Consider the following 15,296-nt stretch of genomic DNA (forward strand, 5'->3'; position numbering starts at 1 on the left):
CAGAAGTGAAACGCCGTAGCGCCGATGGTAGTGTGGGGTCTCCCCATGCGAGAGTAGGGAACTGCCAGGCATCAAATCAAGCACGAGGCCATCCGCAAGGATGGCCTTTTTGCTATGGAGCAAATCTGCACCAATACACTGATCTACTGCGCTTTTCTCAGCGTGTTTTCTTCTTCCCTTGCTTGTTTTCGGCTGTCTAACTTGGCTATCTACGCTATTTTGCCGTATTCATTGCGTCCGTTTTAACCAGTCTGCAATGAATGTAGCGATCATTGATGGGGCATTCAGATCTAATTGCGATACTGTTGTGATTATTGGCTGATCGCTGGCAAGGGCAATAACGTGCGGATCGATCAGGTTATCCAAGGGCTTGCCGACAGCCGCACGATAGAGCGCAATTTTAGGAACGGGTTCATGTTTAAACCCTTCAACCAGAATTAGATCGATCTTACTGCTGTCAAAACGCCTGGCCAGAGAGAAAAGATCCGGCTCATCAGTCTCTTCCGGCGTCTCCGTCATTAATGCCCAACGTCGCGAGCTGGCTACCATCGTTTGCAGCGCACCCGCTTTACGCAATTCATAACTGTCTTTACCGGGAGTATCGACATCCACATTATGGTGGCTATGTTTGATCAGCCCGACCCGTATGCCATCTTGCGCCAGTAACGGGATGAGTTGCTTAAGCAGCGTGGTTTTGCCTGTGCCGCTGTACGCAACAATGCCCAATAGCGGTATCGTCATTATATTTTGTCCAAAAGTGAAAGATGGTGTAGATCAGCCGGAGTATTAATATTCTGGAAAGCCTGAATGCGATCGCGGAAATAAACAGCCTGGGCACCATTTTGTTCAAAAAAGAGCATTAATTTGCGATCGCCCTGCTGAAGGAACTGCATAAGCGGTGTAATCATACTTCGGTGCAGCAGGCATAAGGTGGGATGGGCGCGTACGCCATCATGCGCGTAGGCGATAAACGCGTCCTGGCGCGCTGCCCAGAGTCTTTCAATCAAATCAGCCGGCAGAAAAGGCACATCACAAGGCACAAAGGCCGCCCATTCAGTCTGACTGTTTTGCAGCCCGGTTAACAAGCCTGCCAGCGGGCCTGCAAAGCCGGTAAAGCTATCGGCAAACGTGGGATAGCTCTGGCGATACTGCTCAAGATTACGGTTAGCGCTGAGAATAATATGGGTTACCTGGGGTTGCAGGCGTTCAGCAACATGTTGGTAGAGCGGCTTGCCCTGCAAAAGGAGTAATCCTTTATCATTTCCCCCCATGCGCGTTGCCTGTCCGCCGCACAGTATCACCCCGGTAATCGCTGTTGGTATCACGTCATTCTCTCCTGTTTACTGAGAAAGTGATTGTAGCGCTCTGTTTGCCGGAGGGGATGATTTACTTTTATTGACAACTCCCACCCTTTTACTCAAAGGGCATCCCTGCTACTTTGTCCGTTTCCTCCAAAGCAAGGATAACGTCATGAATAGCCATCGGGTGAAAGAACTGATCGAGTTGCTTCAGCCGGCATGGGAAAAGGATGCCGATCTTAATTTGCTGCAATTCCTGCAAAAGCTGGCGCAAGAGAGCGGCTTTCAGGGCGACCTCTCTGAGCTGACAGATGACACGCTGATTTATCATCTGAAAATGCGTGACAGCGATCAGTCTGAGGCGATCCCCGGCCTGAAAAAAGATTATGAAGAAGATTTTAAAACGGCTATTTTGCGGGCCCGCGGCGTCATTAAAGAGTGATGCTTCTATTCTTTTCTACTGAATATTCCACCCCATGAGCCCTATGACGACAACCCCTGCCTTTAATTTTCATGCATTGACGCCTGACCTCATTCTGGATGCGTTACAGCATGTAGGCCTTTATGCTGAATCCGGCCTCACTGAACTCAACAGCTATGAAAACCGTGTTTTCCAGTTTATGGGGGAAGCGCGCCAACGTTATGTCGTAAAATTCTACCGGCCGGAACGTTGGAGCGAAGTACAGTTACGTGAGGAGCACGCCTTTGCGGCTGCATTACATGAGGCTGAAATTCCGCTTATTGCGCCATTGCCGCTTGCCGGTGATACCCTGAATCACTATCAGGGGTACTTTTTTACCGTTTTCCCGAGTGCCGGCGGCCGGCAATATGAAGTGGATAACCTCGATCAGCTGGAAATGGTGGGGCGCTATCTCGGGCGGATTCACCAGGTTGGAAGTAAAAAACTCTTCAAGGTACGTCCGACTATTGGATTGGATGAATATGTTATTCACGCCCGGCAAGTGCTGGAAGAGAGCCGGTTAATTCCCCAGGGCCAGCGTGATAATTTCCTTCAGGCAACGGATAACCTTATTCACGCCATTCAGCTTCGCTGGCATACACAGTGGCAGGCATTACGCCTGCATGGAGATTGCCACCCAGGTAATATTCTGTGGCGTGATGGGCCCTGTTTTGTGGATCTGGACGATGCGCGTAACGGCCCTGCCATACAGGATCTCTGGATGCTGTTGCATGGGGATAAAGCGGAACAACGCACCCAGCTTGATATTCTGCTGGAGGCTTATGAGGAATTCAGCGAGTTTGATCAGCGCGAACTGGCACTGATTGAGCCTTTACGGGCCATGCGCATGGTGCATTACCTGGCCTGGGTGGCGCGTCGCTGGCAGGATCCGGCTTTCCCCCGCAGCTTCCCGTGGATGACGGAAGGAAGTTTCTGGGAGAGCCAGACGGCAGCTTTCAGAGAGCAGTTTAACCAATTGCAGGAACCCCCTCTGCAATTAACGCCTATGTATTAATGGTAATATCAACGGAGAACAAGGAATTATGAAGAAGATATTTTTAGCGTTGGTAGGAATGGTGCTGGCATTCAGTGCTTCAGCCGCGCAATTTTCAAGTGGCGACCAATTTGTCACGTTGGATAAGCAGGTATCGGGAGAGCCACAGGTTCTGGAGTTCTTCTCTTTCTACTGCCCGCACTGCTACCAGTTTGAAAAGATTTACCATATCTCTGACACCATTAAAAAGAACCTTCCTCAGGGAACCAAAGTGACAAAATATCACGTTGAATTCCTTGGCCCATTAGGCAAAGAGATGACGCAGGCATGGGCCGTTGCGCTGGCACTGGGTGTGGAAGATAAAGTCGCTCCCCTGATGTTTGATGCCGTGCAGAAAACCCAGGTCGTCCAGACACCGGATGATATTAAGAAAGTGTTTATTCAGGCAGGTGTAACGTCAGAAGAGTATGACTCTGCCTGGAACAGTTTTGTGGTGAAATCCCTGGTGGTGCAACAGCAAAAAGCGGCGGCTGATTTGGGCTTACAGGGTGTACCTTCCATCTTTGTTAACGGCAAATATATGGTCAAAAATGATGGCCTGGATATGAGCTCGATGGATATCTACAGCAAGCAATACTCTGACGTGGTCAATTTCCTGCTGACCCAGAAATAATGTTAATGAAATGACACTAAAAATGCCGGATTATCCGGCATTTTTTATGGCAGCTATTCGGTCGTGCGTTAACGTCCTCACGCCATTATTTTCACTGCTCCTTCCCGTCGGCTACCTGAAACAGATTGCATCAGCCCCGGTATAGGCAGACCGGCCACAAAGGCTGTGTTAACAAATGCGCAGGCTTTTCCTGGGAAAATGAAAAGGGGCGTCGGCAGAAAAGTTGTGGAAAAGGGTTTTATTCTTTCGGTGTTTATTTAAACAATCCCCGTAAAACAGGGATCAGCATAAAGTTATATCCACATTTGCTATTCCCCCCTGAAAGGGCCTCTCCACCGTTTTGTTCTCAATTAATAGTTTGATTTAACTATAAAAAATACAAGATCTGTCAGAGAAAAACACAGGTGTTGCAATTGCACGATCTTTTATGCACAAAGTTATCCACAATATAGATCCTGCGGATCATCCCGCAAATGATCGGATTGATCGCGGTGATGAGCCGCCGAAGGTTCGCCTTTCGCGCCAGCTATGGCATCCTTAGTACATTGACCGATGACGAAAAAGAGTCGCTATGGCACATATTGCAGAAAATCCCCTGATCCTGGTTGATGGGTCTTCTTACCTCTACCGCGCCTATCATGCTTTCCCACCGCTGACCAACTCTGCCGGTGAGCCGACCGGCGCCATGTACGGCGTAATCAACATGCTGAAAAGCCTGTTGCAGCAGTATCAGCCCAGCCATGTTGCTGTGGTGTTTGATGCCAAGGGCAAGACATTCCGCGATGAGTTATTTGCTGAGTATAAATCGCACCGCCCGCCAATGCCGGACGATCTGCGTGCGCAGATTGAACCGCTGCATACTATGGTGAAAGCGATGGGGCTGCCGTTACTGGCGGTCTCCGGTGTTGAAGCAGACGATGTGATCGGCACCCTGGCCCTTCAGGCGGAAAAAGCGGGTCATGCAGTGCTGATCAGCACCGGCGACAAAGACATGGCCCAGCTGGTTACGCCGAACATTACGCTGATTAACACCATGAATAATGCGATCCTTGGCCCTGAAGAAGTGATCACCAAATATGGTGTTCCTCCGGAATTGATCATCGATTTTCTGGCATTGATGGGTGACTCCTCCGATAACATTCCCGGCGTCCCTGGTGTGGGCGAAAAAACCGCCCAGGCGCTGTTACAGGGGATTGGCGGGTTGGATGCGCTCTACAGTAACCTGGACGCCATTGCCGGCCTGAGTTTCCGTGGGGCAAAAACCATGGCAACGAAGCTGGAGCAGAACAAAGAGGTGGCGTATCTCTCTTACCAGTTAGCCACCATCAAAACCGATGTAGAGCTGGACGTCCGCTGTGATGAGCTGAATGTGATGGCACCGGCGACAGATGAGCTGCGCGCCCTGTTCCAGCATTATGAATTCAAGCGCTGGACCAGCGATCTGGAAGCCGGTAAGTGGCTGATCAACAAAAAAGCCCCGGCGTCAGGCAGTCGCGGCGCAGAAGAAATCGACATCAATGTGCCGGTGCCGGAGGTAGAACGCGCCCAGCTGGCGCAGGATGAGTATGTCACGCTGCTGACTGAGGCGGAGCTGGATGAGTGGCTGGAGAAACTCTCCGCAGCAGAACAGTTCGCCTTTGATACAGAAACCGACTCCCTCGATACCCTGACGGCCAACCTGGTGGGGCTCTCCTTTGCCATTGAGCCGGGCAAAGCGGCCTATCTGCCGGTCGGGCATGATTATATTGATGCGCCCGATCAGCTGAATCTCGATCTGGTACTGGAAAAGCTGAAACCGCTGCTGGAAAGCGAAAAAGCGCTGAAAATCGGCCAGAACCTGAAATTTGATCAGGGCGTGCTGAAGCGCTATGGCATTGAGCTGCGCGGCATCGCTTTCGATACCATGCTGGAATCCTATGTACTGGACAGCGTCTCCAGCCGCCATGACATGGATACCCTGGCCGATCGCCATCTGGGTCATACCACCGTCAGCTTTGTTGAGATTGCCGGGAAAGGGAAAAACCAGCTGACCTTCAACCAGATTGCCCTGGAAGAGGCCAGCCATTACGCGGCGGAAGATGCCGATGTCACCCTGCAACTCCATCAGGCGATGTGGCCAAAAATCGAGGCCAGTGACGGCCTGCCGAATGTCTTCCGTGAAATTGAGATGCCGCTGGTGCCGGTGTTATCACGCATGGAACGTACCGGGGTGCTGATCGACAAGTCCATTCTGGCGGCGCATTCGGTAGAGCTGACTGAACGTCTGGGCGAGCTGGAAAGCAAAGCACACGAACTGGCGGAGGAGCCGTTTAACCTCTCCTCCACCAAACAGTTGCAGGCGATTCTGTACGATAAACAGAAACTGCCGATCCTGAAAAAGACGCCGGGCGGCGCGCCGTCCACCAATGAAGAAGTGCTGGCTGAACTGGCACTGGATTACCCGCTGCCGAAAGTCATTCTTGAGTACCGCAGCCTGGCGAAGCTCAAGTCCACCTATACCGACAAATTGCCGCAGATGATCAATCCGGCCAGCGGCCGGGTGCACACCTCCTATCATCAGGCGGTCACGGCCACCGGGCGGTTGTCATCCAGCGATCCAAACCTGCAAAACATCCCGGTGCGTAACGAGGAAGGGCGGCGTATCCGCCAGGCCTTTATTGCGCCGGAAGGGTACAAGATTGTGGCGGCGGACTACTCACAGATTGAGCTGCGCATCATGGCGCACCTCTCGCAGGATAAAGGCTTGCTGGCAGCGTTTGCCGGTGGCGAGGACATCCACCGTGCGACGGCGGCAGAAGTATTTGGTATGTCGCTGGAGAGCGTCACCGGTGACCAGCGCCGCAGCGCCAAGGCGATTAACTTTGGCCTGATTTACGGCATGAGCGCTTTTGGCCTGTCGCGTCAGCTGAACATCCCGCGTAATGAAGCCCAGCGCTATATGGACAAGTACTTTGAGCGCTACCCCGGCGTGCTGGATTACATGGACCGTACGCGCAAACTGGCGGCCGAAAAAGGGTATGTGACCACGCTGGACGGCCGCCGTCTCTACCTGCCGGACATCAATTCGAAAAATGCGATGCGCCGTAAAGCGGCAGAGCGGGCGGCGATCAACGCCCCGATGCAGGGTACCGCAGCGGATATCATCAAACGTGCGATGATCGACGTGGATGCCTGGCTGCAACAGCAGCAGGACCCGCACGTGCGTATGATCATGCAGGTACACGATGAACTGGTGTTCGAAGTGCATGAATCCGTACTGGAGGACGCATCAGAGAAGATCCGTTCCCTGATGGAACAGAGTATGCAGCTGGATGTGCCGTTGCAGGTTGAAGTCGGTGTCGGCGAAAACTGGGATCAGGCGCACTAAACGGCGATAACCTAAGCACTTTTTGTAATTAAGCTACATCATAAGCGGAAGATATGACGATATATGCCGCAAAAACGCCGGATCTTGTGTAAGTAAACTACAAAAATTTCTTTTGCCCTTTGAAAAAATGTTGTAGAGTTAACGGCGTAGGGTACAGAGGTAAGATGTTCTATCTTTCAGACCTTTTACTTCACGTAATCGGATTTGGCTGAATATTTAGCCGCCCCAGTCAGTATTGACTGGGGCGTTTTTTATTGGGAAATTCGCTGCCTTCTGCCTCTTTCCGTAGGGGATCGACAGGCATAAAAAAGACAGCGCATCGGCTGTCTCTTTTGCTTCACTGCCATCGCGTGTTATCACACGCCGGCGGTTACTCTTCTTCGTCACTCACGTCATCCGCCACCGCCGGCGGCAGCTCGTTAAACCAGGTATCCAGCTTTTGGCTCAGTTTGTCGACGCCAATTTTCTTCAGTGAAGAGAAGGCTTCTACCTGCACATCGCCCATAAAGGCCAGCACGGCTTCACGCACCATGTTCAATTGCGCTTTACGCGCGCCGGAAGCCAGCTTGTCGGCTTTGGTCAGCAATACCAGCACCGGCAGATCCACTGCCACGGCCCACTGAATCATCTGCTGATCCAGATCTTTAAGCGGATGGCGGATGTCCATCAGCACCACCAGCCCTTTCAGGCAGTTACGCTTTTGCAGGTATTCACCCAGCGCCTTCTGCCATTTGCGTTTCATCTCTTCAGGCACTTCGGCATAGCCGTAGCCCGGCAAGTCCACCAGGCGCAGGCCCGGCTGCAATTCAAACAGGTTAATCAGCTGGGTACGGCCCGGTGTTTTACTGGTACGCGCCAGGCTCTTCTGGTTGGTCAGGGTGTTCAGCGCGCTGGATTTACCCGCGTTCGAACGCCCGGCAAATGCGACTTCAATGCCTTCATCCGCAGGCAGGTGCCGGATGTCCGGAGCACTGGTGACAAAATGGGTCACCTGATAGTTATAAGTTCGGCTGGTCAAAATGTTGTCTCCGTAAGGCTAAATATCTCTGGCTGGCGATTATAACTGCATCGTTACCAAAAGCGGCATGTTTGTGGGTTTTAATCCCTGTCGGCGGCGTAAATGCAGGCATTTTACTGCACGTGTGTAAGCGATCAGCCCGGCGTGGCGGCGGCTTTCACTGATAATTTGGGTTTATTTAATGATAAAACCAATCAGTTCAATGAATTATTTGTGCAACACCAATGGGTGGCCTCTCCGGCTGGGTTGAGCCGCCGCTCCATCGGCGTAAAGTGTTCTCCAGCAGGATGCTTCAGGAGGCGCAGGCACGCGACATTCGCCATGCAGGGATGGGTGGCAGGTAAGGAGAGCCGGCAAAGGAAGCTGCCGGGTTGCCGGGAAGGCAGCCCTCAGGAAAAGTACGCCGGGAGCGCGTAAGCAGGATGCAAAGGAAACGGCCGGTAACGGATAACGCCGGTTCAGGAGCACACAAGGATGAGGCAGGACAAGGAGGTGCCTACTGCCCGGAATAAGGGAATATTGCCGGGCGGCAGGGCAAAAACAGCGCTTCCCTGATAAGGAAGCAGATAAAAAGGCGCCGGGGCCTCCTGCCGCCTTTTTTCTTTGTCCGCTTTCTGCTAGATTCCGCCGCAATTCTATACTGAAATGATTTCCCCCTGAGAGCAGATGCCATGAACCAGCCATCCAAAACGCCACGTGCAAAAGCCGCGGCATCCCACACCAAAAATAAGAAAAAAAGTCGTGTCGAGCTGGATTTAGAGGCCCGCGAGCGTAAGCGCCAGAAAAAACGCCGTGGCCATGCACCCGGTTCTCGCGCTACCGGGGAGACCGATCAGAAAAAAACCGCAACCCAGGAAAAACGTGACCCGCGCTTAGGCAGTAAAAAAGCGGTTCCGCTGGTGGTTGAAACGGTATACGGCAATACGCCGAAAAAAGCGGCCAAGCCGCAGAAAGAGGCGAAACCGCGCCTGTCGCCGGAAGAAGAGCTCACGTTGCTGGAAAACGATCCGCGTCTGGATGCCCTGCTGGATAAACTGGACGACGGCGAAACACTGAGCGCAGAAGATCAGGCATTTGTTGATCAAACGCTGGATCGCATTGATGTGCTGATGGAGCTGCTGGGCATTGAGCTGGGCGACGATGAAGATGACATCATCGATGAAGACGAGCCGAAAGAAGATATGTACCAGCTGCTCAAACGTGGAAACCCGAAAGATAACCATTAATCCATGAAATGGATTATCCCGGTAATAACCCTGCTGCTTATGTGTTATCTGGCCGGGTTATTAGGTAAACTGTGGCGGCTGTCGCAACGTAAAGCCCGTTTGCGCAGTGCCACCGTGGCCAGGCAGGTGAGTCGCTCACCGTTTCTCCGACCCGGTAGGCAACGATACCGGAAGGAGTAAATGAGATGTCTGAGCAGGCCGTTATCTGGGATCAGGCCCTGATTCAAAAGTATAACCAGTCAGGGCCGCGTTATACCTCTTACCCTACGGCGCTGGAATTCCATCAGGATTTCGGCGCCGATGCGTTTCAGCAGGCGGTGGCGCGCTATCCTGACCGCCCGCTCTCCCTTTACGTCCATATCCCGTTTTGCCATAAGCTCTGCTATTTCTGCGGCTGCAATAAAGTGGTCACGCGCCAGCGGCACAAGGCGGAATTGTACATGGACCGCCTGGCGCAGGAGATCCGGCAGCGGGCACCGCTGTTTAAGGGCCGTCAGGTCAGCCAGTTGCACTGGGGCGGCGGTACACCGACCTACCTCGACAATGCGCAAATCAGCCGCCTGATGGGCCTGCTGCGCAGCCATTTTGAGTTTCTGCCGGAGGTCGAGCAGTCGCTGGAACTGGACCCGCGTGAAATCGAGCTGGATGTGCTGGACCATCTGCGGGCCGAAGGTTTTAACCGCCTCAGCATGGGCGTGCAGGATTTTGACAAACAGGTGCAGCGGCTGGTTAACCGTGAGCAGGATGAAGACTTCATTTTTGCGCTGGTGGCACGGGCGCGCGCACTGGGATTCCGCTCAACCAATATTGACCTGATCTACGGCCTGCCGAAACAGACGCCGGAGAGTTTCGCCTACACCCTGCAACGGGTGGCGGAACTCAGCCCGGATCGTTTGAGCGTATTCAATTATGCTCACCTGCCTTCCCTGTTCGCCGCCCAGCGTAAAATCAAAGAGGCGGATCTGCCGGGCGCGGAGCAGCGGCTGGCGATCCTGCAACAGAGCATCGCTTTCCTGACGCAGGCCGGTTATCAGTTTATCGGCATGGATCATTTCGCCCGCCCGGATGATGAACTGGCGATCGCCCAGCGTGAAGGCACGCTGCACCGTAATTTCCAGGGTTACACCACGCAGGGCGATACGGATTTGCTGGGGCTGGGCGTTTCGGCCATCAGTATGCTGGGGGACAGCTACGCGCAGAATGAAAAAGACCTCAAAACCTATTATGCGCGGGTGGAAGCCGGGGGCGATGCCTTATGGCGCGGGCTGACGCTGACGCAGGATGACTGCCTGCGGCGGGACGTGATCCGCTCACTGATCTGCAACTTCAGCCTTGATGTGGCACCGCTTGAACAGCAGTACGGTATTCATTTCCAGGATTACTTTGCAGAGGATTTGGCGCTGCTTGCGCCGCTGGCAGAGGATGGGCTGGTGGTGCACTCTGCGCATGGCCTGCAGGTCACGCCGCGTGGGCGGCTGCTGATCCGTAATATCTGTATGTGCTTTGACCGCTATCTGCGCCGCCAGGCGCGGCAGCAGCAATTCTCGCGGGTGATCTGACGCGCCATCACATGCCATAAAAAAACAGCCGCATCCGCGGCTGTTTTCTCAATGTATTTTTCAATTAACAAGGTTCATCAACGCGTAACATAACACCGCCGCCGCGACCGTCTGTGGAGAGTGGCTGACAGCGGCTGATGTGACGTCCGCGCCTTGCGATACCCATGCAAAAAGTGAATTCAGCATCGACTATCTCCCGATTTAGCGCCCTTATCATAATCCGGCGCAGCGGGTTGTAAAGCGCGGGCACACGGAAAAAATGCGCGTCAGTGCCCCTCTTTTTTTCTCCGGCCCGGCTTACTCCATGCCCAGCTCTTTCAGCTTACGCGTCAGCGTGTTACGGCCCCAGCCCAGCAGGCGCGCCGCTTCCTGCTTATGCCCCTGGGTATGGCGCAGGGCGGTGGTCAGCAAGGTACGCTCCATCTCTGGTTGCGCTTCAGACAGCAGGTTCTGATGACCGGAACGCAGGGCGCGATCGGCCCACTGCGCCAGCAGCGTGGCCCAGCTGTCCGGCAGGCTCTGGCCGCCGCTCTCCGGGGCGCTGGTTTCAAACAGCTCACCCGGCAGGTCCTGGATCAGCACTTCTTGCCCGGCGGCCATCACCGTCAGCCAGCGGCAGGTGTTTTCCAGCTGGCGCACGTTGCCCGGCCACGGTAACCGCGTCAGGGCGGCCTCGGTTTCCGGGTGCAGGTTTTTGGCCTCTACGCCCAGCTCTTTGGCGGCATCCTGCAGGAAATAACGTGCCAGCCGTGGGATATCCTCCCGGCGGTCGCGCAGCGGCGGCAGATGCACCCGGATAACATTCAGGCGGTGGAAAAGGTCTTCACGGAATTTCCCTTCCTGCACCCGCAATTCAAGGTTCTGGTGCGTTGCGGCGATGATGCGCACATCGACTTTGACCGGCGCATAGCCGCCCACACGGTAGAACTGGCCATCCGCCAGTACGCGCAGCAGGCGGGTCTGCACATCCAGCGGCATATCCCCGATTTCATCCAGGAACAGCGTGCCGCCGTCAGCCTGCTCAAACCGTCCCTGCCGAATCTGGTTGGCACCGGTAAATGCCCCTTTCTCATGGCCGAACAGCTCAGACTCAATCAGGTCTTTCGGGATCGCCGCCATATTCAGCGCGATAAACGGCAGCTTGGCGCGCGGGCTGTGGCGGTGCAGCGCATGGGCCACCAGCTCTTTACCGGTGCCGGATTCGCCGTTAATCAGCACGCTGATTGACGATCGCGACAGACGGCCGATGATGCGGAACACATCCTGCATCGCCGGCGCTTCACCGATGATGTCTGCCGTCGGCCCGCTCACCGGCTGGCTGCGGGCCGGCTGTTGCTGCTCCTGATAATGGCTGATGGCGCGTTCCACCAGCGCCACCGCCTCATCGATATCAAACGGTTTGGGCAGGTAGTCAAACGCGCCCTGCTGGTAGGCGCTGACGGCAGCGTCCAGGTCTGAATGCGCCGTCATAATGATCACCGGCAGCATCGGGTGGCGCTGTTTAATCTGCTTCAGTAATGCCAGTCCATCCATGCCGGGCATCCGGATATCAGACAGCAAAACGTCAGGGGTTTGGGTGGCGATGGCATCCAGCACCGCATTGCCGCTGTCAAACGTCGCACAGCTTAAACCCGCGCCGGTGAGCGCACGTTCAAGCACCCAACGGATGGAGCTATCGTCATCGACGATCCAGACTATCCCTCGTTGCATAACAAACCTCACTGGCGAATAGGCAGGTAAACCGAAAATTCGGTATGACCCGGCCAACTGTTAAATTCAATTTTCCCTGAATTCTGGTCAATCAGATTCCGTGCAATGGAGAGGCCAAGGCCGGTGCCGCCTTCGCGGCCGCTCACCATTGGGTAGAACAGCGTGTCCTGCAACAGCGAGGGCACGCCGGGGCCGTCATCCTCAATATCAATACGGGCGGCCAGACGGTAACGCACGCCATGCAGGGTAATCTGGAAAGCCGTGCGGGTACGGATTGTGATGGTGCCGCCCTGTTCCCCCAATGCCTGCAGGGCATTGCGGGTAATATTCAGCAGCACCTGTTCAATCTGGTCGGGATCGTGCGCCAGCTCCGGCAGGCTGGGGTCGTAATCCTTGATCAGGGCGACGTTATCCGGCTTCTCCAGCGACACCAGCTGGCAAACGCGCTCTGCAACCTGATGAATACTTTGGGTAATGTGTTGCCCCGGCCGTTGTGGCCCCAGCAATCTGTCCACCAGGTTCCGCAGGCGGTCGGCCTGTTCGATAATCACCCTGGTGTACTCGTTGAGAGAGGGGTCGGGCAGCGCTTTTGACAACAGCTGTGCTGCGCCGCGTAAACCGCCGAGGGGGTTTTTAATCTCATGTGCCAGCCCGCGGACCAGATCACGCGCGGCGACCTGCTGGGCGTGCTGCAATTGTTCCTGGCTCAGGCGGCGCAGGTTATCCATCGGGGCCAGTTCCAGCAGGATAAAGCCTTCCGGTAACGCCTGTGCGGTCAGTGAGAAGATATGCGCTCGGCCATCCACCACCAGCGTCACTTCATTATCGGTGAACCCTTGCCCGGCATTCAGGCTTTCACGCATTAACTCGATGTTAAGCGAAAAGTAGCCCAGCAGTTCCGGCAGGGGGGTACCAAAAAGTTTGCGCGAACTCTGCGCCAGCAGTTGTTGTGCGGCCGGGTTGGCGTAATGAACGGCTAACTCTTCATCCAGCAGCAGAATGCTGTTGATAAGAGAATTCAGGATCTGCCCAGCATCGGGCAGCTTGCCAGTTGCCATAAAAGCAGTCTCCTGCACCTGTATGGTGCACGTCGCCTGACCACGGGGTAACATTTACCGGATGGCGGCGTTGGGCGGGGAAGCGCGTGGAGAAAAAAGCCCATCCGGAGATGGGCTGAAAGTTTCCACGGCAACAAAAAATCGTCTGACCCGGCGTGATGGATGACACGCCGTGGTTTTACTCTGTTGTTTAAAACGCCGCCCTTTTAAAGGCGGTCGTTTTAAACGCTGTCGTTTTAAACGCTGTAGTAGAGTTCGAACTCAACCGGGTGCGGCGTCATGCGTACGCGGTCCATCTCTTCTTTGCGCAGGTCGATGTAGGCATCGATGGAGTCATCGGTGAATACGCCGCCACGGGTCAGGAATTCGCGGTCTTCGCTCAGGCAAGCCAGCGCTTCTTCCAGTGAACCGGCCACTTTTGGAATTTCTGCTTCTTCTTCCGGCGGCAGGTCATACAGGTTTTTGTCCATCGCATCGCCCGGGTGGATCTTGTTGATGATGCCGTCAAGGCCGGCCATCAGCAGGGCAGCGAACGCCAGGTACGGGTTGGCAGCCGGATCCGGGAAGCGGGCTTCAATGCGGCGTGCTTTCGGGCTGGCCACCACCGGGATACGGATGGACGCAGAACGGTTACGGGCAGAGTAGGCCAGCATCACCGGGGCTTCATAACCTGGGACCAGACGCTTGTAAGAGTTGGTGGTCGGGTTGGCGTAGGCGTTGATCGCTTTCGCGTGTTTGATGATGCCGCCGATGTAGAACAGCGCCATTTCAGACAGGCCGCCGTATTTGTCACCGGCAAACAGGTTGTTGCCGTTTTTGGACAGTGACATGTGGCAGTGCATACCGGAGCCGTTATCACCAAACATCGGTTTCGGCATGAAGGTTGCGGTTTTGCCGAATGCGTGGGCCACGTTGTGTACCACGTATTTGTAAATCTGGATTTCGTCCGCTTTCTTGGTCATGGTGTTGAAGCGGGTTGCCACTTCGTTCTGACCGGCGGTCGCCACTTCGTGGTGGTGAGCTTCAACCACCAGGCCCATCTCTTCCATGGTCAGGCACATGGTAGAGCGCAGATCCTGGGAGGAGTCGACCGGCGGAACCGGGAAGTAACCCCCTTTCACAGCCGGACGGTGGCCTTTGTTGCCGCCTTCGTATTTGGTTGAGGAGTTCCACGCGCCTTCGATGTCATCGATGGCGACATGGGAGCCGGCGATGCTGCTGCCGAAACGCACGTCGTCGAACAGGAAGAATTCCGGCTCCGGCCCGAACAGCACGGTGTCGGCAATACCGGATGAGCGCAGGAACTCTTCAGCACGTTTGGCGATAGAACGCGGGTCGCGGTCATAGCCCTGCATGGTGCCCGGCTCCAGGATGTCGCAGCGAATAATCAGGGTAGATTCTTCGTAGAACGGATCAAGCACCGCGGTGCTGGCATCCGGCATCAGAACCATGTCGGACTCATTGATGCCTTTCCAGCCACCGATGGAGGAACCATCAAACATTTTGCCTTCTTCGAAGAAGTCGGCATTGACCTGGTGGGCTGGAATCGTGACGTGCTGTTCTTTACCCTTGGTATCAGTGAAACGCAAGTCAACGAATTTCACTTCATGCTCATTCAGCATCGTCAAAACGTGTTCAGCGGACATACTAGTTTCTCCCGGATTTTTTTGTCGTCGTGGAACGAAGTACCGTAACAGACTGGCGGCTCACCTTTTGTAAGGCGTTTTCACCCTGATCAGACTTTTTTCGCTCTTGCTGTAGTTAAGCGAGAAGTGTGCCAACTTTTATGATCGGTGAATTATCCCTCTTTTCGTGCCTTTCTGCTGGTTCAAGTATGCACCATAACGGGTTTTTTGCACTAAAATAGTGCATATGGGCAAAAAGTGTGCGCTGTTTTGGTGCGCAATCGGCTCATTTTGCGATCATTGCACCG

At 54.5% G+C, this 15,296-nt stretch carries 14 protein-coding genes; 7 read left to right on the forward strand and 7 right to left on the reverse strand.

Translation table 11 applies throughout. From position 1 onward, the window contains the following. Positions 1-228: 228 nt before the first annotated feature. Both mobB and mobA read right to left on the reverse strand, forming a co-directional pair. Positions 229-741 carry a molybdopterin-guanine dinucleotide biosynthesis protein MobB gene (gene mobB, locus CYR52_RS18440; RefSeq protein WP_072931454.1) on the reverse strand — a complete coding sequence of 171 codons (513 nt, stop codon included), beginning with the start codon at positions 739-741 and terminating at the stop codon, positions 229-231. Then, positions 741-1,322: a molybdenum cofactor guanylyltransferase MobA gene (mobA, locus tag CYR52_RS18445; protein WP_101829159.1), complete on the reverse strand. Its 582-nt coding sequence runs from the start codon at positions 1,320-1,322 to the stop codon at positions 741-743. Before mobA ends, mobB begins: the two co-directional genes overlap by 1 nt. 148 nt (positions 1,323-1,470) lie before the next feature. Between mobA and CYR52_RS18450 the strand changes: the two genes are divergently transcribed. The 5 genes from CYR52_RS18450 (at position 1,471) to spfP (ending at position 7,004) form a co-directional block, all read left to right on the forward strand. Next, positions 1,471-1,740, forward strand: a complete 270-nt coding sequence (locus tag CYR52_RS18450; RefSeq protein WP_072931456.1) for a YihD family protein — start codon at positions 1,471-1,473, stop codon at positions 1,738-1,740. Positions 1,741-1,774: 34 nt separating this feature from the next. Then, complete coding sequence (locus CYR52_RS18455; RefSeq protein WP_420912707.1) at positions 1,775-2,773, forward strand: serine/threonine protein kinase; 999 nt, start codon at positions 1,775-1,777, stop codon at positions 2,771-2,773. A gap of 28 nt (positions 2,774-2,801) precedes the next feature. After that, positions 2,802-3,425, forward strand: a complete 624-nt coding sequence (dsbA, locus tag CYR52_RS18460; protein WP_072931460.1) for a thiol:disulfide interchange protein DsbA — start codon at positions 2,802-2,804, stop codon at positions 3,423-3,425. 571 nt (positions 3,426-3,996) lie between these two features. Then, the gene (polA, locus tag CYR52_RS18465) at positions 3,997-6,792 is read left to right on the forward strand and encodes a DNA polymerase I (protein ID WP_072931462.1); all 2,796 of its coding nucleotides are present in this window, start codon (positions 3,997-3,999) and stop codon (positions 6,790-6,792) included. A gap of 164 nt (positions 6,793-6,956) precedes the next feature. Beyond that, positions 6,957-7,004, forward strand: coding sequence for a small protein SpfP (gene spfP, locus CYR52_RS23170; protein WP_071892919.1), 48 nt, complete (start codon positions 6,957-6,959; stop codon positions 7,002-7,004). A 158-nt stretch (positions 7,005-7,162) separates the two neighbouring features. Here the strand turns inward: spfP and yihA are convergent, their stop codons facing one another. Beyond that, a complete protein-coding gene (gene yihA / locus CYR52_RS18470) occupies positions 7,163-7,810 on the reverse strand; it encodes a ribosome biogenesis GTP-binding protein YihA/YsxC (RefSeq protein WP_072931464.1) in 648 nt (215 codons plus the stop codon). A gap of 671 nt (positions 7,811-8,481) precedes the next feature. Between yihA and yihI the strand changes: the two genes are divergently transcribed. Further along, positions 8,482-9,036 carry a Der GTPase-activating protein YihI gene (gene yihI, locus CYR52_RS18475; RefSeq protein ID WP_072931466.1) on the forward strand — a complete coding sequence of 185 codons (555 nt, stop codon included), beginning with the start codon at positions 8,482-8,484 and terminating at the stop codon, positions 9,034-9,036. 185 nt (positions 9,037-9,221) lie between these two features. Beyond that, positions 9,222-10,595, forward strand: a complete 1,374-nt coding sequence (gene hemN / locus CYR52_RS18485) for an oxygen-independent coproporphyrinogen III oxidase (RefSeq protein WP_101829145.1) — start codon at positions 9,222-9,224, stop codon at positions 10,593-10,595. Positions 10,596-10,655: 60 nt separating this feature from the next. Here the strand turns inward: hemN and CYR52_RS22480 are convergent, their stop codons facing one another. The 4 genes from CYR52_RS22480 to glnA all read right to left on the reverse strand — a co-directional run bounded on the left by CYR52_RS22480 (position 10,656) and on the right by glnA (position 15,009). Further along, on the reverse strand, positions 10,656-10,781 hold the full coding sequence (locus CYR52_RS22480; protein WP_139300336.1) for a YshB family small membrane protein: 126 nt from the start codon (positions 10,779-10,781) through the stop codon (positions 10,656-10,658). Positions 10,782-10,892: 111 nt separating this feature from the next. After that, on the reverse strand, positions 10,893-12,305 hold the full coding sequence (gene glnG, locus CYR52_RS18490; protein ID WP_072931470.1) for a nitrogen regulation protein NR(I): 1,413 nt from the start codon (positions 12,303-12,305) through the stop codon (positions 10,893-10,895). Positions 12,306-12,313: 8 nt separating this feature from the next. After that, positions 12,314-13,363 carry a nitrogen regulation protein NR(II) gene (glnL, locus tag CYR52_RS18495; protein WP_072931472.1) on the reverse strand — a complete coding sequence of 350 codons (1,050 nt, stop codon included), beginning with the start codon at positions 13,361-13,363 and terminating at the stop codon, positions 12,314-12,316. 236 nt (positions 13,364-13,599) lie between these two features. Next, complete coding sequence (gene glnA, locus CYR52_RS18500) at positions 13,600-15,009, reverse strand: glutamate--ammonia ligase (protein ID WP_072931473.1); 1,410 nt, start codon at positions 15,007-15,009, stop codon at positions 13,600-13,602. Between the last annotated feature and the right edge of the window lie 287 nt (positions 15,010-15,296).

The sequence above is a fragment of the Chimaeribacter arupi genome (genome assembly GCF_002858805.1).
Taxonomy (GTDB): Bacteria; Pseudomonadota; Gammaproteobacteria; order Enterobacterales; family Enterobacteriaceae; genus Chimaeribacter; species Chimaeribacter arupi.

Excerpts from the sequence above, each read along its gene's own strand:
- CYR52_RS22480 (WP_139300336.1), bottom strand. The coding sequence starts at position 10,781 with ATGCTGAATTCACTTTTTGCATGGGTATCGCAAGGCGCGGACGTCACA.
- CYR52_RS18455 (WP_420912707.1), top strand. The coding sequence starts at position 1,775 with ATGAGCCCTATGACGACAACCCCTGCCTTTAATTTTCATGCATTGACG.
- glnL (WP_072931472.1), bottom strand. The coding sequence starts at position 13,363 with ATGGCAACTGGCAAGCTGCCCGATGCTGGGCAGATCCTGAATTCTCTT.
- CYR52_RS18450 (WP_072931456.1), top strand. The coding sequence starts at position 1,471 with ATGAATAGCCATCGGGTGAAAGAACTGATCGAGTTGCTTCAGCCGGCA.
- glnG (WP_072931470.1), bottom strand. The coding sequence starts at position 12,305 with ATGCAACGAGGGATAGTCTGGATCGTCGATGACGATAGCTCCATCCGT.
- mobB (WP_072931454.1), bottom strand. The coding sequence starts at position 741 with ATGACGATACCGCTATTGGGCATTGTTGCGTACAGCGGCACAGGCAAA.
- dsbA (WP_072931460.1), top strand. The coding sequence starts at position 2,802 with ATGAAGAAGATATTTTTAGCGTTGGTAGGAATGGTGCTGGCATTCAGT.
- glnA (WP_072931473.1), bottom strand. The coding sequence starts at position 15,009 with ATGTCCGCTGAACACGTTTTGACGATGCTGAATGAGCATGAAGTGAAA.
- polA (WP_072931462.1), top strand. The coding sequence starts at position 3,997 with ATGGCACATATTGCAGAAAATCCCCTGATCCTGGTTGATGGGTCTTCT.
- hemN (WP_101829145.1), top strand. The coding sequence starts at position 9,222 with ATGTCTGAGCAGGCCGTTATCTGGGATCAGGCCCTGATTCAAAAGTAT.
- yihI (WP_072931466.1), top strand. The coding sequence starts at position 8,482 with ATGAACCAGCCATCCAAAACGCCACGTGCAAAAGCCGCGGCATCCCAC.